Annotated in this window: 17 protein-coding genes and 1 other RNA gene; 4 read left to right on the forward strand and 14 right to left on the reverse strand. The window is 66.5% G+C overall.

All coding sequences use genetic code 11. From position 1 onward, the window contains the following. Positions 1-7: 7 nt before the first annotated feature. The 12 genes from mraY to MK313_RS08125 all read right to left on the reverse strand — a co-directional run bounded on the left by mraY (position 8) and on the right by MK313_RS08125 (position 12,707). Entirely contained in the window at positions 8-1,096 is a 1,089-nt protein-coding gene (gene mraY, locus MK313_RS08070; protein WP_008944375.1) for a phospho-N-acetylmuramoyl-pentapeptide-transferase, read from the reverse strand. Between the two features lie 3 nt (positions 1,097-1,099). Then, positions 1,100-2,506 carry a UDP-N-acetylmuramoyl-tripeptide--D-alanyl-D-alanine ligase gene (locus MK313_RS08075; RefSeq protein ID WP_287780780.1) on the reverse strand — a complete coding sequence of 469 codons (1,407 nt, stop codon included), beginning with the start codon at positions 2,504-2,506 and terminating at the stop codon, positions 1,100-1,102. Next, the gene (locus tag MK313_RS08080; protein WP_287780803.1) at positions 2,503-3,960 is read right to left on the reverse strand and encodes a UDP-N-acetylmuramoyl-L-alanyl-D-glutamate--2,6-diaminopimelate ligase; all 1,458 of its coding nucleotides are present in this window, start codon (positions 3,958-3,960) and stop codon (positions 2,503-2,505) included. The genes MK313_RS08075 and MK313_RS08080 overlap by 4 nt, the downstream gene beginning before the upstream one ends. A gap of 4 nt (positions 3,961-3,964) precedes the next feature. Beyond that, complete coding sequence (locus MK313_RS08085) at positions 3,965-5,728, reverse strand: peptidoglycan D,D-transpeptidase FtsI family protein (RefSeq protein WP_287780781.1); 1,764 nt, start codon at positions 5,726-5,728, stop codon at positions 3,965-3,967. After that, positions 5,725-6,123 carry a periplasmic protein TonB gene (locus MK313_RS08090; RefSeq protein WP_008944379.1) on the reverse strand — a complete coding sequence of 133 codons (399 nt, stop codon included), beginning with the start codon at positions 6,121-6,123 and terminating at the stop codon, positions 5,725-5,727. The genes MK313_RS08085 and MK313_RS08090 overlap by 4 nt, the downstream gene beginning before the upstream one ends. After that, complete coding sequence (gene rsmH / locus MK313_RS08095; RefSeq protein ID WP_287780782.1) at positions 6,120-7,085, reverse strand: 16S rRNA (cytosine(1402)-N(4))-methyltransferase RsmH; 966 nt, start codon at positions 7,083-7,085, stop codon at positions 6,120-6,122. The genes MK313_RS08090 and rsmH overlap by 4 nt, the downstream gene beginning before the upstream one ends. After that, the gene (locus MK313_RS08100) at positions 7,082-7,555 is read right to left on the reverse strand and encodes a division/cell wall cluster transcriptional repressor MraZ (protein ID WP_287780783.1); all 474 of its coding nucleotides are present in this window, start codon (positions 7,553-7,555) and stop codon (positions 7,082-7,084) included. The genes rsmH and MK313_RS08100 overlap by 4 nt, the downstream gene beginning before the upstream one ends. Before the next feature lie 332 nt (positions 7,556-7,887). Continuing rightward, positions 7,888-8,301, reverse strand: an RNA gene (gene rnpB / locus MK313_RS08105) — RNase P RNA component class A. Between the two features lie 52 nt (positions 8,302-8,353). After that, positions 8,354-9,058 (reverse strand): N-acetylmuramoyl-L-alanine amidase, encoded by a 705-nt coding sequence (locus MK313_RS08110; protein WP_287780784.1) that lies wholly within the window; start codon positions 9,056-9,058, stop codon positions 8,354-8,356. A gap of 13 nt (positions 9,059-9,071) precedes the next feature. Continuing rightward, positions 9,072-9,953, reverse strand: coding sequence for a DMT family transporter (locus MK313_RS08115; RefSeq protein WP_287780785.1), 882 nt, complete (start codon positions 9,951-9,953; stop codon positions 9,072-9,074). Then, positions 9,950-11,788 carry an ATP-binding cassette domain-containing protein gene (locus MK313_RS08120; RefSeq protein WP_287780786.1) on the reverse strand — a complete coding sequence of 613 codons (1,839 nt, stop codon included), beginning with the start codon at positions 11,786-11,788 and terminating at the stop codon, positions 9,950-9,952. The genes MK313_RS08115 and MK313_RS08120 overlap by 4 nt, the downstream gene beginning before the upstream one ends. A 172-nt stretch (positions 11,789-11,960) precedes the next feature. Continuing rightward, positions 11,961-12,707 (reverse strand): TerB family tellurite resistance protein, encoded by a 747-nt coding sequence (locus MK313_RS08125; RefSeq protein WP_008944385.1) that lies wholly within the window; start codon positions 12,705-12,707, stop codon positions 11,961-11,963. Positions 12,708-12,969: 262 nt separating this feature from the next. Between MK313_RS08125 and MK313_RS08130 the strand changes: the two genes are divergently transcribed. From MK313_RS08130 to MK313_RS08145, 4 genes are all read left to right on the forward strand, one after another. After that, the gene (locus MK313_RS08130) at positions 12,970-13,518 is read left to right on the forward strand and encodes a GNAT family N-acetyltransferase (protein ID WP_121220496.1); all 549 of its coding nucleotides are present in this window, start codon (positions 12,970-12,972) and stop codon (positions 13,516-13,518) included. A 54-nt stretch (positions 13,519-13,572) separates the two neighbouring features. Beyond that, positions 13,573-14,085 (forward strand): AAA family ATPase, encoded by a 513-nt coding sequence (locus tag MK313_RS08135; RefSeq protein ID WP_121220498.1) that lies wholly within the window; start codon positions 13,573-13,575, stop codon positions 14,083-14,085. 502 nt (positions 14,086-14,587) lie between these two features. Continuing rightward, positions 14,588-18,211: a hydantoinase B/oxoprolinase family protein gene (locus MK313_RS08140; RefSeq protein WP_287780787.1), complete on the forward strand. Its 3,624-nt coding sequence runs from the start codon at positions 14,588-14,590 to the stop codon at positions 18,209-18,211. Positions 18,212-18,311: 100 nt separating this feature from the next. Then, a complete protein-coding gene (locus tag MK313_RS08145) occupies positions 18,312-18,521 on the forward strand; it encodes a type II toxin-antitoxin system HicA family toxin (protein ID WP_287780788.1) in 210 nt (69 codons plus the stop codon). On the opposite strand, the gene MK313_RS08150 is transcribed toward MK313_RS08145, so the two are convergent. Both MK313_RS08150 and MK313_RS08155 read right to left on the reverse strand, forming a co-directional pair. Further along, positions 18,522-18,830 (reverse strand): type II toxin-antitoxin system HicB family antitoxin, encoded by a 309-nt coding sequence (locus MK313_RS08150; protein WP_287780789.1) that lies wholly within the window; start codon positions 18,828-18,830, stop codon positions 18,522-18,524. Positions 18,831-18,922: 92 nt separating this feature from the next. Then, complete coding sequence (locus MK313_RS08155) at positions 18,923-20,278, reverse strand: globin-coupled sensor protein (RefSeq protein ID WP_008944391.1); 1,356 nt, start codon at positions 20,276-20,278, stop codon at positions 18,923-18,925. Positions 20,279-20,390: the final 112 nt, after the last annotated feature.

Below are 20,390 nucleotides of genomic sequence, written 5' to 3' on the forward strand. Positions count from 1 at the left end.
GCCTCCCTCACCGCAGCTTCAGGGTGGACAGGCCGGCAATCGCCAGCACAACGGCGATGATCCAGAAGCGGATCACGATGGTCGGTTCGGCCCAGCCCTTCTTCTCGAAGTGATGGTGCAGCGGCGCCATGCGGAAGACGCGCTTGCCGGTCAGCTTGAAGGACAGCACCTGGACGATGACCGAAACGGTCTCCAGCACGAACAACCCGCCGATGATGGCCAGCACCAGCTCGTGCTTGGTGGCGACGGAGATCGCGCCCAGCCCGCCGCCCAGCGCCAGCGAGCCGGTGTCGCCCATGAACACCATGGCCGGCGGCGCGTTGTACCACAGGAAGCCGAGGCCGGCGCCGACCAGCGCGCCGCACAGCACTGCCAGCTCGCCCGTACCCGGCACATGCTGGATCTGCAGGTAGTTGGAGAACACCGCATTGCCAACCAGATAGGCGATCAGCGCGAAGCAGGAGGCGGCGATCATCACCGGCACGATGGCGAGGCCATCCAGCCCGTCGGTCAGGTTCACGGCGTTGGAGGCGCCGACCATGACCAGAGCGGCAAAGACGATGAAGAACCAGCCGAGGTCGATCAGCAGCGCCTTGAAGAACGGCACGGCGAGGCTGGTCGAGAGCGCCGGTTCGCTGATCCAGGCGAACATGATCGCGGCAGCCAGGCTGACGCTGATCTGGCCGGCCAGCTTCAGGCGGCCCGGCAGGCCCTTGGCGTTGCGCTTGGTCAGCTTCAGAAAATCGTCGAAGAAGCCGATCAGACCGAAGCCGCAGGTCACCAGCAGCACGGTCCAGACATGTAGGTTGCGCAGATCGGCCCAGAGCAGGGTAGAGACCACCAGCGCGAGCAGGATCAGCGCGCCGCCCATGGTCGGCGTGCCCTTCTTGGTCAGCAGGTGGCTTTCCGGCCCATCCTCGCGGATCGGCTGGCCCTCGCGCTGCTTGGCCTTCAGCCAGCCGATGACGGCCGGGCCCATCAGAAAGGCGATGGCGAGCGCGGTGACGACCGCGCCGCCGGTCCTGAAGGTCAGGTAGCGGAACAGGTTGAACGGGCTGAACAGATCGGCCAGCGGGGTGAGGAGAAGCGGCAGCATCGGTCAGTTCTCCCCCGTGCGCAGTGCCAGCAGGGCATCCACCACCCGCGCCATTTTCATGCCAAGGCTACCCTTCACCAGAACCACGTCGCCGGCATGCACCAGCGCAGTCACCAGCGGCGCCAGCGCCGCCGTATCGTCTGCAGAACCGCCCAGCAGCGCGCGCGGCAGCTTTTCGGCCATGCGGTTCATGTGCGGGCCGGCGGTGAACACCAGATCGACACCGGCGGTCTGGATCGGCTGGGCCAGCGCGTTGTGCGCCTCGGCAGCGCCGTCGCCCAGCTCCAGCATGTCGCCCAGCACTACGACACGCCGGCCACCGGCCTTCGGCTTGGTCATCGCCAGCACGTCCAGCGCCGCGCGCACGGCGGGCGGGCTGGCGTTGTAGCTCTCGTCGATCAGCAGCAGCGTGCCGCCGGAAACTGCGATCTCGACCTGCCGGCCCCGGCCCTTCGGCGCTTCGACCTGTTCCAGCGCCGCCGCCGCCGTGGCGACATCGCCGCCCAGCGCCGCGATGCCGGCCAGCACGCCAAGGCTGTTCATCACCCAGTGCCGGCCCGGCACAGCCAGCCGGTAGCGCAGCCGGCGCTGCGCCACGATGGCCTGCACCAGACTGTCGGTGCGCCGCAGTTCCGCGTTCAGCAGGCAGGTATCGGCGGCAAGGTCGGTGCCGAAGCTGACGATGTTCCGGATGCCGGCCTTCTGGGCGCGCTCGCGCAGCCGGGCATAGTGCCGGTTGTCGCGGTTCAGTACGGCGGTGCCGCCTTCCTTCACGCCGAGCAGGATGTCGGCCTTCTCCTCGGCGATTTCCTCCTCCGAGGAGAAATGCCCGGCATGCACCGCTTCCACCGTGGTGATCAGCGCCACGTCCGGCTGCACCATGCGCGCCAGCGGCTCCAGCTCGCCGCGATGATTCATGCCCAGCTCGGAGACCAGATATTCGGTATCCAGCGGCAGGCGGGCCAGCGTCAGCGGCGCGCCGATATGGTTGTTGAAGCTGGCCACGCTGGCGTGGGTCTTGCCCAGCGCGGACAGGCCGGCGCGCAGCATCTCCTTGGAGCCGGTCTTGCCGACGCTGCCGGTGACGGCAATCGCCTTCGCCCTGCTGCGGCCGCGCTGGAAGCGCCCGAGTTTCCCGAGCACTTCCAGGGTCGAGGCGACCTCCAGTACCGGCGCATCCGCCGGCACCCCCTCCGGTCGCCGCTCGACCAGCAGCGCGGCCGCCCCCCCACCCAGGGCGTCCCTTGCATAATCATGGCCGTCGAACGCATCGCCCTTCAGGGCGACGAACAAATCCCCCTCCGCCACCGTCCGGCTGTCGATGGACACGCCGAAGGCCTGCCAGTCACGGCTGTTCTTGCCGCCGGTGGCGGTAACGGCATCAGCCGAGGTCCAGAGCGGTTCGGTCATGCCGCACCTCCCAGGCCCAGCGCCTGCACGGTGCGGCGCGCCACATCGGCATCGTCGAAGGGACGAACCTCTCCGGCGACTTCCTGGCCCTGCTCGTGCCCCTTGCCGGCGATCACCAGAACGTCGCCGGCACCCAGAGCGGAAATGGCGGCGTGAATCGCCTCGGCACGGTCGCCGATCTCCGTGGCGTCCGGGCAGCCTGCCATCACCTCGGCGCGGATCGCCGCCGGTGCTTCGCCGCGCGGATTGTCGTCGGTGACGATCACACGGTCGGCTAGGCGCTGGGCGATCTCGCCCATCATCGGGCGCTTGCCGCGGTCGCGCTCGCCGCCGCAGCCGAACACGACCGACAGGCTGCCGGTGGTGAAGGGGCGGATTTCCGTCAGCACCGCCTCCAGCGCGCCCGGCTTGTGCGCGTAATCGACATAGATGGCCGCACCGTTTGCCAGCGTGGCGACGCGCTGAAGCCGGCCCGCCACGCCCTGCAGGTGCTCCAGCGCGGCCAGCGCCTCGTCCAGCTGCGCGCCGGTGGCGGTGACAAGACCGAGGGCCGCCAGCGCGTTCATCGCCTGGAAGCCGCCGGCCAGCGGCAGATCGATCTCGCGCGCCCGTGCGTGCAGGATTAGCGCCAGTGTCTGCCCGTCGGGGCGCGGCAGCCGGTCCACGATGCGGAAGTCCGCACCCGCCGCCATGCCGTAGCTCAGCACGCGGTGACCGCGCCGGCCGCAGATTTCGACAAGGGCAGGGAACTGGGGGCTGTCGGCATTCAGGACCGCCGTCCCGCCGGGCGCCATCACCCGGTCGAACAACTGCGCCTTGGCGGCGAAATAGGCCTCCATGGTGCCGTGATAATCCAGATGATCGCGCGCCAGATTGACGAAGGCGGCGGCCTTCAGCCGCACACCGTCCAGCCGGAACTGGTCGAGCCCGTGGCTGGAGGCTTCCATCGCCAAAAAGCCGACCCCGGAGCCGGCAAGCTCCGCGAGGACGCGGTGCAGCTCCACCGGGTCCGGGGTCGTAAGCCCCTTGCTGCTCGGCAAGTCAGGGGCGATCACGCCGAGGGTGCCCATACTCGCGGCCTTGCGGCCCAGCCGGGTCCAGATCTGACGGGTGAAGTCGGCGACGGAGGTCTTGCCGTTGGTGCCGGTCACGGCGACCACATTTTCCGGCTGCTGGCCGAAGAAGCGGGCGGCCATGCGGGCCAGCCGCAGCCGGGGATTGGCGTCGGCGATAACAGGGACCGGGCTGTCGAGCGTCAGGCCGGCGGGGGCCAGCACGGCGCGCGCACCGCGCTGCACGGCGTCGCCGATGAAGGCGCTGCCATCTTCCCGGGCACCGGGCAAGGCGGCGAACAGATAGCCGGGGCGGACCTGCCGGGAATCCGCCGTCAGCCCCTCGATATCAATATCGAGGCTGGCGGCAATGGCCGCCTCGGCCGGCTTGTCGCCATTCATGAGGTCAATAAGACGCAAGGCGCTTGCTCCCATTCTGAGAGGGGTCGCGGGGCGCGATATCGACCACCAGATCACGGCGGATTTCTGGCGCGTTTTCGTCAATCGGGGGAATTCCGTACATCGGCGCCATACGGGCGACGATGCGGTTGACCACCGGGGCGGCGACCCAGCCGCCGGTGGCGTAGCCGAAGGTGCGCTTGTTGCCGACCGGCTCGTCGATCATGGCCAGCACGACATAGCGCGGATCGTTGATCGGATAGGCGCCAACGAAGGAGGAGATGCGTGCCTTGCGGTTGTAGCCGCGGCCGTTCAGCTTCTCCGCCGTGCCGGTCTTGCCGCCGACCAGATAGCCCTTGGCGTCGGCGTTGCGGCCGCTTCCTTCCTCGACCACGAGGCGCATCAGCTTGCGCATCTGCAGGGAGGTGCGCTCGGCGATCACGCGGCTGCCCTGGACCGCGGCACCCGGCTCGCGCCGCAGCAGCGTCGCCGGATGCAGCATGCCGCCATTCACCAGCGCCGACACGCCGCTCACCAGATGCAGCGGGCTGACCGACAGGCCGTGCCCGAAGGAGATCGTCATCACATTGATGTCGCGCCAGGGGCTGGGCGCCAGCGGCAGGCCGGCCTCGGGAATCTCGATCGGCTGGCGGGCCAGCATGCCGATCTTTTCCATGAAGGCGCGCTGACCGGCGGCACCGACCTCCAGCGCCATCTTGGCGGAGCCGATATTGGAGGAGTGGATCAGGATTTCCGGCACGCTCAGCCAGCGGTTCTTGCCGTGATAATCGTTGATGGTGAAGCGCGCGATGCGGATCGGCTGGCTGGCGTCATAGCCGCCACCCATGCGCACCTTGCCGCTGTCCAGCGCCATCGCGTGATTGAACAGCTTGAAGGTGGAGCCCATCTCGTACACGCCCAGCGTGGCGCGGTTGAACTGCTGTTCCTCGGTGATGCCGCCGGGCTGGTTCGGGTCGTAATCGGGCAGCGACACCATCGCCAGCACTTCGCCGCTGCGCACATCCATCACCAGGCCGGCCGCGCCGATGGCCTTGAATTCCTCAATCGATTCCAGCAGCGAATCGCGGACGATCTGCTGCAGCCGCACGTCGAGCGACAGCTGCACCGGCTGGCCGCCGCTGCGCAGTACCTCGTCGAAGGACTTCTCGATGCCGGCGATGCCGCGCCCGTCCACATCGGTGTAGCCCAGCACATGCGCGGCTGCCGAACCCTGCGGGTAGAAGCGGCGCTCCTCGCGCTGGAAGTAGAAGCCGGGGATGCCCAGCCGGTTCACTTCGTATTTCTGGCGCGGCGTCAGGTTGCGCTTCACCCAGACGAAGCGGCGGTCGGTTGCCAGCTTGGCGATCAGCTCCGGCTCGCTGAGGTCGGGCAGCACGGTGGCCAGCTTGCGCGCGGCCTCTGCCGGGTCCAGCACCGCCTGCGGATCGGCATAGAGCGAGGGCGTGGCAAGGCTGGTCGCCAGCAGCAGCCCGTTGCGGTCGATGATCTCCGCCCGGCCCGAGGGGCTGGCATTGGCGCGCGGCGTCTCGGCCAGGCGCGGCTCGCTGGCGCCGGACAGCACGCTGACATCGACCAGACGCAGCCCGACGGCGGCGAACACGGCGGCGAACAGGGCGGTAGCGATGACCAGCCGGGTGCGGCCGGTTTCCAGCGCCTGCTTGGCCACACCTTCCAGCGCCACATGATGCGCGGGCGGGGGCGCCTCCGGCGTTGCCGGGCGCGTGAAACCGTTGCGGAACAGCCGGGTCATTGCACGCTCCGCTGTGCGGCCAGAACCGGCTGCGGCTTATCGAGAGGGGCATAGACCAGCGGGTCGCCGGGACGGGGCTTGGTCGCCAGTGGCAGCCCATCGGGCGTGATGACCGGGCGCGCTTCCGGCACGGCCGCGAGCGACACCGCGATCTGCCGGCCGCCGGCGGGCACCAGGTCGAGATGGCGCTGCGCCAGGTCGGCCAGCCGGTCCGGGCGGTTCAGATAGCTCCATTCGGCGCGCAGGACCTGAATCGCCTCCTGCGTGCGGATGATCTCGGAATTGATGCGGGCCAGCCGTTCCTCGCGCGCCTGCACCTCGTATTTCAGCAGGAACAGCGCAACGCCGGCGCCACCGACCAGCAAGACCCAGAAGAGGAAGCCCTGGCGGATCATGCGGCCTCCTCCCATGCCGGCGCGTCGGTACGTTCGGCGACGCGCAGCTTGGCGGAACGGGCGCGCGGGTTGGCGGCGATCTCGGCGGAGTCCGGCGCCAGCGGCTTGCGGTGCACCAGCCGGAAGCTGGGGGCCTGCGGCGCGGCGGCGGCCACCGGCATGTGGCGCGAAGGCTGCGAGGCTTCGCCGCAGCGCGCCTTCAGGAAGCGCTTCACCTGGCGGTCCTCCAGCGAATGGAAGGTGACGACGGCCAGCCGCCCGGCCGGCTTCAGCGCGCGCTCGGCGGCGGCGAGGCCACGGTCCAGATCGCCCAACTCGTCATTCACATGCAGGCGCAGCGCCTGGAAGGTGCGGGTGGCGGGGTCGATGCCATCCTTGGATTTCGGCACGACGCTGCGCACGATGGAGGCCAGGCGCCCGGTGCGCTCGATCGGCGCCTCGGCGCGCGCGGCGACGATGGCGCGGGCGACGCGGCGGGCATGCCGCTCCTCGCCCAGATGGAAGACGATGTCGGCCAGTTCCGCCTCGTCGGCGCTGTTCACCACGTCGGCGGCGCTGGGACCGGCCTGTTCCATGCGCATGTCGAGCGGCCCGTCGGCGCGGAAGGAGAAGCCGCGCCCGGCCTCGTCCAGCTGCGGCGAGGACACGCCGAGGTCCAGCGCCACGCCATCGACGCCGTCGATGCCGCGTTCGGCCAGCAGCCGGTCCATCTCCCCGAAGCGGCCCTCGATCAGCACCAGCCGGCCGGCATAGCGGGTCACCATCGGCTCGGCGCGGCGGATCGCATCGGGGTCGCGGTCGATGCCATAGACGCGGCAGTCGGCGCTGTCCAGCAGAGCACCGCTGTAGCCGCCGAGGCCGAAGGTGCCATCAACGAAGATGGCGCCGTCACGCGGCGCCAGGGCGGCGACTACCTGGTCGCGCAGTACAGGGATATGGAGCGGCCGGTTGGCTTCCGTCATGCGCCGCCTCCCGCCTCGCCATCGCGGCGCAGCTTCAGCGTGACCTCGCCCTCGCGGATGCGCTGGCGGGCTTCTTCCTTGCGGCGGCTATAGGCCTCGGGCGACCAGATCTGGAAGGTCGAGCCCTGGCCGACGAACAGCGCCATCTCGTCAATGCCCATCTCGTCCAGCAGGTCGCGCGGCAGCATGATCCGGCCTTCGCCGTCGAAGGGGAGTTCGCGGGCTTCGGCAAGGATCGTGGCGGCCAGGTCGTCGGCCTTGTCGGAGAGCATGTCGAGATCGTCCAGGCTGGCGGCGATCTGCTCGATACGGCGGAAACTGCAGCCTTCCAGCGCCTGGAATTTGGGGGAGGGGTACACGACCACGCCCTGGAAGTCTTCCTTGGCGAGCTGGGCACGGAACTTCGACGGAACGGAGACACGCCCCTTCCTGTCGATCTTGTTCTCGTGCTGGCCGATGAACGTCGCCACCGAAAGCTCCCCTCGAATATCCCCGCCCGGATGGTGCGCCGGTCGCGATCCGGCTGCGCCTTTGGGCGGCGATGGCATCCCATGGGTCTCTTATGGGATATGATGGGATATCATGGGAATATATGGTGGTCAATGGGAATGGCTGGTGATTTCCTGGGTTAGTTCTTGATTTATTCCAGTTTTTCGGGGCGACAGGGTGCTCGTCGACAGTCATCGTCAGTACAGGCGGGGCTGTGGATAAATATTCGCCGGATTCTATTGTGTTGCCTGAATGTTCTCATCTGGGCTTGCGGGAAAATCCAAGCGATATCAACAGGCAGCGGGGATAGAAGGGGGTCAGGCGGTCTGTAAGCCGGGTTCTGTCCCCGCCGGCGCTTGCGCGCGGGTGGCGGGGGATGGCCATTCATCTGGGACGCCCGTTACCGGACGCCTCGCGCGACCAACCCGGACGGCGGCGCGGAACCCGCCTGCCGGCCCGCATCAAAGCGAACCTGCGTGCCATCCCTATTCGGTCTTGCTCCTGGTGGGGTTTACCGTGCCGTTCCCGTCGCCGGGACCGCGGTGCGCTCTTACCGCACCCTTTCACCCTTACCTGCCGCCTGTCCGAAGACAGGGGGCGGGCGGTCTGCTCTCTGTGGCACTTTCCCTAGGGTCGCCCCCGCCGGGCGTTACCCGGCACCATGTTTCCGTGGAGCCCGGACTTTCCTCCCCTCGGTTACCCGGAAGGCGGCCATCCGACCGTCTGACCCCGGCGGATAGGTAGGCGTTCCGGACAGGCCGGTCAAGCGAAGAGGGGACTTACTCCCCCTGCAGCGCATCCTGGCGCGGCAGCATGCGGGCGAGGCCGTTGATCAGGCCGGCGGTTTCGCGGTCCAGCTGCCCGTCAATCAGCGATGGCCGGTAGCGGCGCTGGAAGGCGGCGATGGAAGCCGGCAGGTCGGCGATGTCATAGCCGATCTCGGCCAGCAGGAAGGCGGCCTCCATCGGTGCCACGGGGGCGCCGGCATGGTTCGGTTTCGGCCACAGGCCGAAGCCTTGCCGCGCCATGTCTTTCCAGGGGAACAGCTCGCCCGGGTCCTGCTTGCGCGACGGGGCCACGTCGGCATGGCCGACAAAGCGGTGGGGCGCTATCCCATGCCGGGGCTTCAGTTCGGTGCACAGGTCGATCAGCCGGGCGATCTGCGGGTCGGGGAAGGGGCGGTAGCCATGCTCATGCCCCGGATTGACCAGCTCGATGCCGATGGAGACGGAGTTCACATCGCGCTCCCCGGCCCAGCAGGCCACCCCGGCATGCCAGGCGCGCATCGCCTCGTCCACCAGACGGTGGCAGGTGCCATCCTCGTCGATCATGTAGTGCGCGCTGACCTCGGACGCCGGATCGCACATCCGCTCCAGCGCCTCGGCGGCGCTTTTCATGCCGGTATAGTGCAGCACCACCAGATCGGGCTGCCGGCCGTCGCGGCGCGGCCCGAAATTCGGCGAGGGGCTGTCGATGATGCTCATCCGCCGGAGGCCGCTATGACCTTGGGGCCACGGGCTGCGCCTGCTGCGGCCGGCGCACGGTGATGATGGCGACGCCGAGGATGGTAAGGGCACCGCCCGCCAGCTTCAGCAGGCTCAGGCTCTCGCCCAGCATGACCACGCCGGCCAGCACGCCGAACATCGGGGCCAGCAATGTGAAGGGCATGACCTGGTTCACCTGATAGCGCCTTAGCATCTGCATCCAGATACCATAACCGATTATGGTGACCGCGACTGCCATAAAGGCAACAGCGCCCCAGCCCTGCCAGCCGGCGCTGGCGATGGCCTCCGCCTGGCCGTCTTCCAGCAGCCAGGAGCCGACCAGCAACTGCGGCGCCGCGAACAGCCCCATCCAGCCATTCAGCGTCAGCGTGTCCAGGTCCGAAAGCTGCTTCATCTGGATCGCCGAGACCGCCCAGATCATCGAGGCGGTGAGGATCATGCCGAGATACAGGATGTTGCTGCTGGTCTGCGGCTCGCCCGCCAGCAGCACCACCCCGGCAATCGCCAACGCCATGCCCAGCGCGCGCCGCCAGCCCAGCTTGTCCTTGAAGAAGATGGCGGCCAGCAAGGCGGAGAAGGGCACCTGGATCTGCACCGCGATGGCGGCGGTGCTGGCATCCACCTTCTGCAGGCCGGTGAACATCAGCGCGAAATGCAGCAGCCCGAGCGTAGTGCTGAGCAGCAGCACCGGCAGCATCTTGTCGCGCGGCAGCCGGGTGAAGGGCACCAGGAATAGGGCGGTCAGCGCGAAGCGCAGCCCGACCAGCAGCAGCGGCGGCAATTCCTGAAGCCCCAGCTTGCTGACGCCGAAATTGGCCCCCCAGACCGCCATGACGAAGATGATGAGGGCGATGTCGCGCAGGCTCATATTCATACGGTCTTCGCCTGTTCGATGCCTTCGCGCAGGCTTTCCAGCTCCAGCCAGCGATCTTCCGATTTGGCGAGCGCGGCCTGGGCGCGTTCCAGCAGCGCGCTGGTCTTCTGGAAGCCGTCCGGGTCGCGCCGGAACAGGTCGGGGTCGGCCAGCTTCTCCTCCAGCTTGGCGATCTCCGTGCCCAGCTTGTCGATCATGCCGGGCAGCTGGTCCAGTTCGCGCTGGTCCTTGTAGCTCAGCTTCGCGGGCGCGGCTTTCGGCTTCTCCGCCTTCGGCGCGGCCGGCTTTGCGGCGGCTTTCGGCGTGTCCTCGACGGGCGCCGGGCGCTGTGCCAGATAATCGCGGTAGCCGCCGGCATATTCCGTAACCTTGCCCTCACCCTCGACGGCCAGCATGGCGGTGACGGTACGGTCCAGGAAGTCACGGTCATGGCTGACCAGCAGCACCGTGCCCTCATAGTCGGCGATGACTTCCTGCAGCAGGTCCAGCGTCTCCATGTCGAGGTCGTTGGTCGGCTCGTCCATCACCAGAAAATTGTGGGGCTGGCTGAACAGCTTGGCCAGCAGCAGGCGGTTGCGCTCGCCGCCTGACAGGCTGCCGACCGGGCTGCGGAACTGGCGGTCCTGGAACAGGAATTCCTTCAGGTAGGTCGCCACATGCTTCGGCTTGCCGTTGATGAACACGGTGTCGCCGCCGGGCGCCAGAGTCTCCCACAGGCTGGTGGTGGGGTTCAGCTGCTCGCGCTTCTGGTCGAAATAGGCGATCTCCACACCGAAGCCGATCTTCACGCGCCCCTTGTCCGGCTTCAGCTCGCCGATCAGCATTTTCAGCAGCGTGGTCTTGCCGGCGCCGTTCGGGCCGATCAGGCCGATGCGGTCGCGGCGGATGATGCGGGTGGAGAAATCCTTCACCAGCAGCTTCTCCGTACCGTCCGGCTGCGGAAAGGATTTGGCGATGTGGTTGGCCTCGATGATCGCGGTGCCGGCGCCCTCGGCGGTCTCCACCGAGACGATCATGCGGCCGGACGGGCGGATGCGCTCGGCACGCTCCCGCCGGTTCACCATCAGCGCCTTCACCCGGCCCATATTGCGCTTGCGCCGGGCGGTCAGCCCCTCGCGCAGCCAGCGAGTCTCCTCGGCGATGCGGCGGTTCAGCTTCTGCGCCTGCATCTCCTCGTCGGCCAGCAGCTTGTCAGCCCAGTCCTCGAAATGCGCGAAGCTCTGGTTGGTGCGGCGCAGCTCGCCGCGCTCCAGCCAATAGGTTTTCTGCCCCAGCCGGGTCAGGAAGGCGCGGTCATGGCTGACCAGCAGGATGCCGCCGCGGAAGCCCAGAAGTTCCTGCTCCAGCCATTCGATGGTCGGCAGGTCCAGATGGTTGGTCGGCTCGTCCAGCAGCAGCACGTCGGGGTCGGAGACCAGCGTGCGGGCCAGGGCGGCGCGCCGGCTCTCGCCGCCGGACAGGCGCGCGGTCGGCGTCTCGGGCGCTAACCCCAGCCGGCGCACCACCGATTCGACCAGATGGTCGCGCGGCGCATTGTCCTGCACCGGCGGCAGCCCCTGGGCGACATACTGGCCGACGGTGCTGTCCTTGGCGAAGACGGGCTCCTGCTGCAGATAGGCGATGCGCGCGCCGGGCTGCTGGAAGCGCTCGCCGGAATCGATATCGGCGAGGCCCGCCAGCGCCTTCATCAGGGTCGATTTGCCGCTGCCATTGCGGCCGACCAGGCACAGCCGGTCGCCGATGCCGACCGGCAGGTCGGCCTTCTCGAACACCGGGTTGCCGCCGAAGCTGAGGGAGGCGCCACGCAGCGCCACAATGGGGGGATTGGTCGCCATGGTCAGAGAAATCTGTCCGGAAATAGAGGGTTGTCATTGCCGGGCTTGACCCAATGGGGCTTGGGGCAATCCAGGGCGGCGGCCTGAAGTGTCACAGGCAAAGCACCGCCCCTGGATGCCCGGATCAAGTCCGGGCATGACAGAAGAGAATAATGCCGGTATGAGCCAGCGCTCATTTCATCCCGCGATGCTTGCGGATGCGGTCGTAGGCGGCGTTGATCGCCGCCACCTTCTCGTTGGCGATCTCGATGAATTCCTGCGGCAGGCCCTGCGCCATCAGCCGGTCTGGATGGTTCTCGCGCATCAGGTCGCGATAGGCCTTCTTCACCGTGTCGTCATCAGCGTCCGGGGATATCCCCAGCACCGTGTAGGGATCGCCCGAGGATTCGCCGGTATGCTGGGCGCGGATACGCTCGAAGGCGAATTCGTCGAAGCCGAAGATGCGCGCCACTTCCTTCAGATAGGCGATTTCGGCATCGTGCAGCCGGCCATCCGACATGGCGATATGGAACAGGCTGGCCAGCAATTCCTCCAGCACCGGCGAGCCGGGCTCGAACAAGCCGGCGATCTGCCGCGCATAGGGCTCGAACCCGCGCGCGTCGCGCTTGGCGAGGTTGAACACTCGGGCGACATTCTTGATCTCGTCGGGCGGGACGCGGAACACCTCCTTGAAGGCGCGAATCTCGCGCTCGCTGACCACGCCATCCACCTTCGCCATCTTGGCGCCCAGCACGATGACGCCGATGGTGAAGGCGATCTTGCGCGTGCCATCCTCGTCGCGCTGCGGCTGCGGCTCGACGGTGTCGATGGCGCGGATCTTGTCCACGGCATGGCCGGCCAGCGCGCCCAGAAGCGCGCCCAGCGGTCCGCCCAGCGCGAAACCTGCCGCGCCGCCTATGATCTTGCCCCAGATACTCATGTGTCGCTCAGTTTCCTGCCTTGCCCGACCCTACCGAGAAATACCGCAGGGCACCAGTGCCCCTTGCCACGAGATAACCGTTGACAAGGGCACACGGCCACAACATTTATGTTTCAAATTATTGTGCGATGCAGCATAGTGTTGCGCAGCAACGTATCGCAGAAGCGACGATACGATACAAGCCGTCCGCACGGGCCTCGGTCCCTCGGATGGAGCGGCCGCAAGGCCCAGGGAGGGTACCCGCAGCAGGTTAGGTGCCCCAATGCTTGTTTACAGACGTCTCTGGCCGACCGACTCCACCGCCTATTCCGATCATCTGGCCCGGCTGACGCCGGAGCAGCGCCATTACCGCTTCGGCGGTTTCGTCGATGACGGCTATCTCTCCACCAAGACCAAGGCTATCGACTGGTTCCGCTGTATCGCCATCGGCTGCTTCGTCGATGGGGTGCTGCGCGGCGCCGTCTTCGTCATCCGCGCCCATAATGGCTGGATCGATGAGGCGGAGCTGGCGATCACCGTCGAGGCGGATTTCGAGGGACGCGGCATCGGCACCCAGCTGATGCGCCGTGTCGTCACGCTGGCGCGCAATCGCGGCGTCCACCGGGTGACTCTGTTCTGCCTGTCCGACAACCGCCGGCTGCTCGAGCTGGCCCGCAAGTTCGACCCCCGCATGCAGCATGACCATGGCGAGGCGGAACTGACCGTCGATCTTGGGATACCGGATCAGATGAGCTATGCGGAGGAGGCGCTCGGCCTGATGGAAACCACGGTCGGCAGCTTCTTCGAGCAGCTCGGCGCGAAGGCGGCCTAGTTCCCCCAGAAAGGCAGGCGGGATAGGATGCCCGCCTTGTCCGAAGGGGGATGCATGCTGATCGTGTTCGGCGGGCTGCCGGGAACCGGAAAAACCACGATATCCCGCGCCCTGGCCGCGCGGTTGCGGGCGGTCTATCTGCGAATCGACGCGGTGGAGCAGGCGCTGCGCGAGTCCGGCGAATTGTCGGGTGAGGTTGGCGCCGCCGGCTATCTGGCGGCGATGGCGCTGGCGCGCAGCAATCTGGAGATTGGCCATACCGTCATCGCGGACTGTGTGAACCCGGTCCCCGAAAGCCGCGAAGGCTGGGTCACTGCTGCGCGCACCGCCGGCGCCCGTCTGTTGCAGGTGGAAGTGATCTGTTCCGATGTGGCGGAACATCGCCGGCGTGTGGAGGAACGCGAAGCCGATATCGTGGGTCACCTTCAGCCGGATTGGGAAGCCGTGCAGGCTCGTGACTATCGCCCCTGGCCGGACGCCGATGTGGTGATCGACACCGCCCGGCTGCCGCCCGAGGCGGCAGTCGCCGGACTGGAGCGGCTGGCCCTACAGGACGGGCCGCTATAGCCAGCCTGCCGCCGCGAGCAATGCGCACATCCAGCTTTCCCTGACCGTCTCGCTTTCCTTGTCCGTCATTCCCGGCCTTGTGCCGGGAATCTAGGGTTCAGCCTGCTCGATAAGCGATCCAGCTAGCGGAGGTCTGGACCCTCGCAATAAATGCGGGGGTGACGGGTAGTGGTGATGGCGGGTGTCAGTGCGATAGGCGGCAGGGCGTTTCATATCGCCGCCATATGCTTCGAGACGGGCCTCCAAGTGCCTTGGCGGCCCTCCTCAGCATGAGGTCACCAAGGGGTACCGCCGGTGTCCCGATAGATTTAGGCACTGTCGGAATGCCAACCATCACCTCGCCCTGAGGGCCGGCGAAGCCGGCGTCTCGAAGGGCATCGGGGGAAGGTCGGTGTTTCTTCCCTCCGTCCTGCATGACTGCCCCGTGACAGGACCATGGGAAGTTGCTAGGTACGTTACCGCAGTGCGACAGGATCGCAGGATCGTATCAGGGTGACGGAACATGGCGGTTGAGACGGTGGGCGCAGGCGAGTGGCAGTTCTGGATCGACCGGGGCGGCACCTTCACCGATATCGTGGCGCGCAAGCCGGACGGCACGCTGGTCACCCACAAGCTGCTGTCGGAAAATCCGGAATCCTATGCCGATGCTGCCCTGCAGGGTATCCGTGAGCTGCTGGGCCGCACAGCCGAGGATTCTATCCCGGCGGAGCAGGTGGAGGCCGTGAAGATGGGCACCACCGTGGCCACCAACGCGCTACTGGAACGCAAGGGCGAGCGCACGGCACTGGCGATCACGCGCGGCTTCCGCGACGCGCTGCGCATCGCCTACCAGAACCGCCCGCATCTGTTCACCCGCAAGATCACCCTGCCCGAACTGCTCTATGAGCGCGTCGTCGAGATCGAGGAGCGCATGAGCGCCCAGGGCGAGGTGCTGACCAGGCTCGACATCGACGCGGCGCGCCGTGACCTTCAGGCGGTGTTCGACAGCGGCATCCGCTCGCTCGCCATCGTGCTGCTGCATGGCTACCGCTATACCGAGCATGAGGCGGCGCTGGAGAAGATCGCGAAGGAGATCGGCTTCACGCAGATTTCCGTCAGCCATCAGGTCAGCCCGCTGATGAAGCTGGTCGGGCGCGGCGACACCACGGTGGTGGACGCCTATCTGTCGCCGATCCTGCGCCGCTATGTGGACCGGGTGGCGGGCGAACTGGGCGATACCCGACTGATGTTCATGCAGTCGAATGGCGGCCTGACCGACGCCTTCCTGTTCCAGGGCAAGGACGCAATCCTGTCCGGCCCGGCCGGCGGCGTTGTCGGCTGCGTGAAGACCGCGCAGATGGCCGGATTCGATCAGGTTATCGGCTTCGACATGGGCGGCACCTCGACCGACGTGTCGCATTTCGACGGCGAGTATGAGCGCGCCTTCGAGACCATCGTGGCCGGTGTGCGGATGCGCGCGCCAATGATGCGCATCCACACCGTTGCGGCGGGCGGCGGGTCCATCCTGTTCTTCGACGGCTCGCGCTTCCGCGTCGGGCCGGAATCGGCGGGTGCCAATCCGGGCCCGGCCTGTTACCGCCGCGGCGGGCCGCTGACCGTGACCGACGCCAATGTGATGGTCGGCAAGCTGCATCCCGATTTCTTCCCGCCGGTGTTCGGGCCGAAGCGCGACGAGAAGCTGGACGCCGATGTGGTGCGCCGGAAATTCACCGAGATGGCCGCCGAGATCGAGAAATCCATGGGCGTGAAGCGCACACCGGAGGAGGTCGCCGAGGGCTTCCTGAAGATCGCGGTCGAGAACATGGCCAACGCGATCAAGCAGATTTCCGTGCAGCGCGGCTATGATGTCACGCGCTATGCGCTGAACTGCTTCGGCGGGGCCGGCGGGCAGCATGCCTGTTCTGTTGCCGATGCGCTGGGCATGAAGACCATCCTGATCCACCCGTTCGCCGGCGTGCTGTCGGCCTATGGCATGGGGCTGGCCGATCTGCGCGTGCTGAAGGAGAAGGCGGTCGAGGCGAAGTTGGCCGACGATCTGATCCCGGCGCTCGCCAAGGAACTCGACATGCTGGCCGGGGAAGGGCTCACGGAGATGCGCCGCCAGGGCGTCGCCGAGGACCACATCAAGGTGCTGCGCAAGGTGCATGTGCGCTATGACGGCTCCGACACCGCACAGGTGGTGGAGTTCGGCAGCCGGCAGGAGATTGCCGCGCGCTTCGTCGAGGCGCACAAGCAGCTCTACGGCTTCCACATGGAAAACAAGGGCATGGTGGTGGAGGCCGTGTCGGTCGAGGTGATCGGCGTCACCGATTCCGCCGAGGACCCGGTGCTGGAGGCAGGCTCAGGCGCGCTGCCGGCCGCCAAGGGCACGCTGCCGATGTACAGCGGCGGCGGTAAGCACGATGCCCCGGTCTATGACCGGCTGGATCTCACGCCCGGCTGCAAGGTCGATGGCCCGGCCATCATCACCGATGCCAACGCCACCACGGTGGTGGAGCCGGGCTGGCAGGCCGAGGTCACCACCCGCGACCATATGGTGCTGAAGCGCGTGAAGGCCTTGCCGGCGCGCGTCGCCATCGGCACCCAGGTCGATCCGGTGATGCTGGAAGTGTTCAACAACCTGTTCATGTCGATCGCCGAGCAGATGGGCGTGACCCTCCAGAACACCGCCTATTCGGTGAACATCAAGGAACGGCTGGATTTCTCCTGCGCCATCTTCGACGAGGACGGCAATCTGATCGCCAACGCGCCGCATATGCCGGTGCATCTGGGCTCAATGGGCGAGAGCGTGCGCACGGTGGTGCGCGAGAACCCGGATATCCGGCCCGGCGACGTCTATGCGCTGAACGCGCCCTATAATGGCGGCACGCACCTGCCGGACGTCACCGTCATCACCCCTGTGTTCGACGAGGCGGGCAAGAAAATCCTGTTCTATGTCGCGTCGCGCGGTCATCACGCCGATATCGGCGGCACCACGCCCGGCTCGATGCCGCCGGATTCGGTGACCGTCGATCAGGAAGGCGTGATGATCGACAATTTCCAGCTGGTCGATCAGGGCAAGTTCCGCGAGAAGGAGCTGGTCGCGCTGCTGACCGACGGGAAATACCCGGTGCGCAACGTCACCCAGAACGTCGCCGACCTGCAGGCGCAGATCGCCGCCAACGAGAAGGGCGTGGCGGAGCTGCGCAAGATGGTCGGGCATTTCGGCCTCGACGTGGTCATGGCCTATATGCAGCACGTCCAGGACAATGCGGAGGAGCAGGTGCGCCGCGTCATCGGCGTGCTGAAGGATGGTAGCTTCGCCTACGAGATGGACGATGGCAGCGTCATCAAGGTGACCGTCTCCATCGACCGGGAGAAGCGCTCGGCGAAGATCGACTTCACCGGCACCAGCGCGCAGCAGAAGACCAACTTTAACGCGCCGTCCGCCGTGTGCAAGGCCGCCGTGCTGTACGTGTTCCGCACGCTGGTCGATGACGACATCCCGATGAATGAGGGCTGCCTGAAGCCGCTGGAAGTCATCATCCCCAAGGGCTCGATGCTGAACCCGAACTACCCGGCCGCCGTGGTCGCCGGCAATGTCGAGACCTCGCAATGCATCACCGACGCGCTCTATGGCGCGCTCGGCGTGATGGGCGCGGCGCAGGGCACGATGAACAATTTCACCTTCGGCAACGAGACCTACCAGTATTACGAGACGATCTGCGGCGGCTCCGGCGCCGGGCCGGACTTCGACGGCTGCAGCGCCGTCCACACCCACATGACCAACAGCCGCCTGACCGACCCGGAGGTGCTGGAATGGCGCTTCCCGGTGCTGGTCGAGGATTTCCGCATCCGCGAGGGCTCCGGCGGTACAGGTCTGCACAAGGGCGGCGACGGCGTGATCCGCCGAGTGCGATTCCGCGAGGCGATGACGGCGGCCATGTTGTCCGGCCACCGCGTCATCCCGCCCTATGGCATGGCCGGCGGCGGGGAAGCGAAGACCGGCCGCAACGCGGTGGAACGCACCGACGGCACGGTGATCGAGCTGGAGCACATCAACCAGATCGAGATGCAGCCGGGCGATGTCTATGTGATCGAGACGCCGGGCGGCGGCGGCTACGGCAGAAAGCAGGCCGCGGAGTAGGGGCTATTTTATTTCGAGCGCGGAATGACTACCCAGTGGCAGAAGGCGAGCGTATCTGATTTAACTACAAAATGACTTCTGCCGCTGGAAATCACCGCCGATGAATTTCCGGGACTTCCTGCGCATTCTCGAGGCGAACGGCTTCGAGCTGGCTCGCCAGCGTGGGAGTCACCGGACCTATCGCGGCGTAATGAATGGGGAAACGAAGATCGTTGTGGTCGCCTGCACACGGGAGGGCGACGAGATCAAGCCGGGTACGCTGGGTTCGATGATCCGCCAGAGCGGGTTGCCGAAATCGCTGTTCCGCTGATCAGGCGGCCATCGGCAGTGTGAAATCCGCCGATGACGTCCGGTTCGTCAGGCTGTCCGACAGGACATTGCGGAGCGCATAACCGAGAAAGCGCAGGCGCGACGGCAACGGGGCCGGCCTGTTCAGGAGGCGTCGCCGATCCCCTTCCGGAAGATCGGCGACGGTTTCCAGATACAGCGCGATGGCTTCCTGCAGTGCGGCATAGACTTCCTCGAAGCTGTCGCCCTGCACGGCAATGTCGAGGTCGAGGCAGGTCGCCTCCCACCCATCGCCGCTTTGTTCCGCATGGCACCTGAGAAGCCGTGTCATCACCAATCCGTGCCGTTAAATGCATGCCTGTTTAACGGTTCTATATTCGGGATCGTGACCAGCTTTAGCAAGCCCCTCCCGGCTTCTTCCCCTTACGCCGCCTTCACCTTGTCGAGGAAGGCCGCGACCTGACGGTCGAGCGTGCTGGTCTGCTGGGTGATCTCCCTGGTTGCCGCCAGCAGGTTGCCGGCCATGCTGGAGGTTTCGTCCGACACCCGGCTGACATCCTCGATGGCAGCGCTGACGCGCTGTGTACTCTGCGAGGATTCCTGGATGTTGCGGGAGATTTCCGTTGTTGCCGCCTGCTGCTGCTCGGCGGCGGCGGCGATCACCGCGATCACCTCGTCGATCTTGTCGATGCGGGTCGCGATCTCGGCGATGGCGTTCACCGTCTCGCGGGTGACGGACTGGATCTGGTCGATCTGGCTGCCGATTTCCTCCGTCGCCCGGCCGGTCTGGGTCGCCAGCGCCTTCACCTCCGACGCCACGACCGCGAAGCCCTTGCCCGCCTCGCCGGCACGCGCCGCCTCGATGGTGGCGTTCAGCGCCAGCAAATTGGTCTGCGAGGCGATTTCCTGGATCATCGAGACGATCTCGCCGATCTTCTCCGATGCCTTGGTCAGGGTGCCGACCGTTTCCTGGGTGGTGCGCACCGTGGCCACAGCCTCCTTCGAGGCCTGGGTGGAGTTTTCCAGCTGGCCGGCGATCTCGCCGATGGAGGCGGACAGCTCCTCGGCGGCGGAGGCAACGGAATCGACTGCGTTCGCGGTCGTTGTCGCGGCATCCTTCACGACCGCCACCTGGCGGGTTGCGTCATCGGCGAAACCGGAGAGCGACTGCGCGCCGGAATTCAGCTGGGTCACGGCAGCGCCGATATTCTGGCCCAGCGAGCCAACGCCCGATTCGAACTCGCTGGCGAGCCGGGCCAGCAGCTCTTCCTTCTCGCGCGCACCCTCCTCCAGATAGATCGAGATGGCATAGTCCATGTCCAGTAGCGCGGCCTTGTTCAGCGCGTCCAGCATGGCGGCGCGCTTGGCGCTGTTGTTGCGCATCATGCCGTCGGCATAGGTGTCGCTGACCGCCTTCTGCATGGCGGAGGTCAGATAGCCATAGCCGCCGATATACCAGCGCGGCTCCAGCCCCAGCCGGTTGTGGGCGCGGCCGATCCTGCGCACCGAATCGACATAGGCCTGGTCATACTTGCCCGACAGGATGATCTGCCAGTGCTTCATCTGCGCCGATTGCGCATGGGCGCGGATCGCCGGGTCGGTGAAGTGGCGCTGCACCGAGGGGAAGCGGGCGATCTGGGCATAGAACTGGTCGAGAATGCCGGGCAGATGCTTTTCGATCAGCGGCCGGGATTCGCGCAGCATGGCCTTCACGCTGTCATCAATGTTCAGGAAACGGAGCCTTTCGGCGAGGTCGTCGGTATGGGCGGCAGCGCTCATGGCAGTTCTTTCGATGGCTTGTTGTGTAGGGTTGGCGCCGAAAAATCCCGTGCGCGACATAAGGTTAATAAGAAAATGATAAAATAATAGTTAATTGACTGGAATCAGATCA

The organism is Oceanibaculum sp., from assembly GCF_022449305.1.
In the GTDB taxonomy this organism is placed as follows: domain Bacteria; phylum Pseudomonadota; class Alphaproteobacteria; order Oceanibaculales; family Oceanibaculaceae; genus Oceanibaculum; species Oceanibaculum indicum.

Coding starts and splice junctions, on each gene's coding strand:
- MK313_RS08125 (WP_008944385.1), bottom strand. CDS start 12,707: ATGAGTATCTGGGGCAAGATCATAGGCGGCGCGGCAGGTTTCGCGCTG.
- MK313_RS08140 (WP_287780787.1), top strand. CDS start 14,588: ATGGCGGTTGAGACGGTGGGCGCAGGCGAGTGGCAGTTCTGGATCGAC.
- MK313_RS08085 (WP_287780781.1), bottom strand. CDS start 5,728: ATGACCCGGCTGTTCCGCAACGGTTTCACGCGCCCGGCAACGCCGGAG.
- MK313_RS08150 (WP_287780789.1), bottom strand. CDS start 18,830: ATGACACGGCTTCTCAGGTGCCATGCGGAACAAAGCGGCGATGGGTGG.
- MK313_RS08135 (WP_121220498.1), top strand. CDS start 13,573: ATGCTGATCGTGTTCGGCGGGCTGCCGGGAACCGGAAAAACCACGATA.
- rsmH (WP_287780782.1), bottom strand. CDS start 7,085: ATGACGGAAGCCAACCGGCCGCTCCATATCCCTGTACTGCGCGACCAG.
- MK313_RS08080 (WP_287780803.1), bottom strand. CDS start 3,960: ATGAATGGCGACAAGCCGGCCGAGGCGGCCATTGCCGCCAGCCTCGAT.
- MK313_RS08110 (WP_287780784.1), bottom strand. CDS start 9,058: ATGAGCATCATCGACAGCCCCTCGCCGAATTTCGGGCCGCGCCGCGAC.
- MK313_RS08145 (WP_287780788.1), top strand. CDS start 18,312: ATGAATTTCCGGGACTTCCTGCGCATTCTCGAGGCGAACGGCTTCGAG.
- MK313_RS08155 (WP_008944391.1), bottom strand. CDS start 20,278: ATGAGCGCTGCCGCCCATACCGACGACCTCGCCGAAAGGCTCCGTTTC.
- mraY (WP_008944375.1), bottom strand. CDS start 1,096: ATGCTGCCGCTTCTCCTCACCCCGCTGGCCGATCTGTTCAGCCCGTTC.
- MK313_RS08120 (WP_287780786.1), bottom strand. CDS start 11,788: ATGGCGACCAATCCCCCCATTGTGGCGCTGCGTGGCGCCTCCCTCAGC.
- MK313_RS08115 (WP_287780785.1), bottom strand. CDS start 9,953: ATGAATATGAGCCTGCGCGACATCGCCCTCATCATCTTCGTCATGGCG.
- MK313_RS08075 (WP_287780780.1), bottom strand. CDS start 2,506: ATGACCGAACCGCTCTGGACCTCGGCTGATGCCGTTACCGCCACCGGC.
- MK313_RS08090 (WP_008944379.1), bottom strand. CDS start 6,123: ATGATCCGCCAGGGCTTCCTCTTCTGGGTCTTGCTGGTCGGTGGCGCC.
- MK313_RS08130 (WP_121220496.1), top strand. CDS start 12,970: ATGCTTGTTTACAGACGTCTCTGGCCGACCGACTCCACCGCCTATTCC.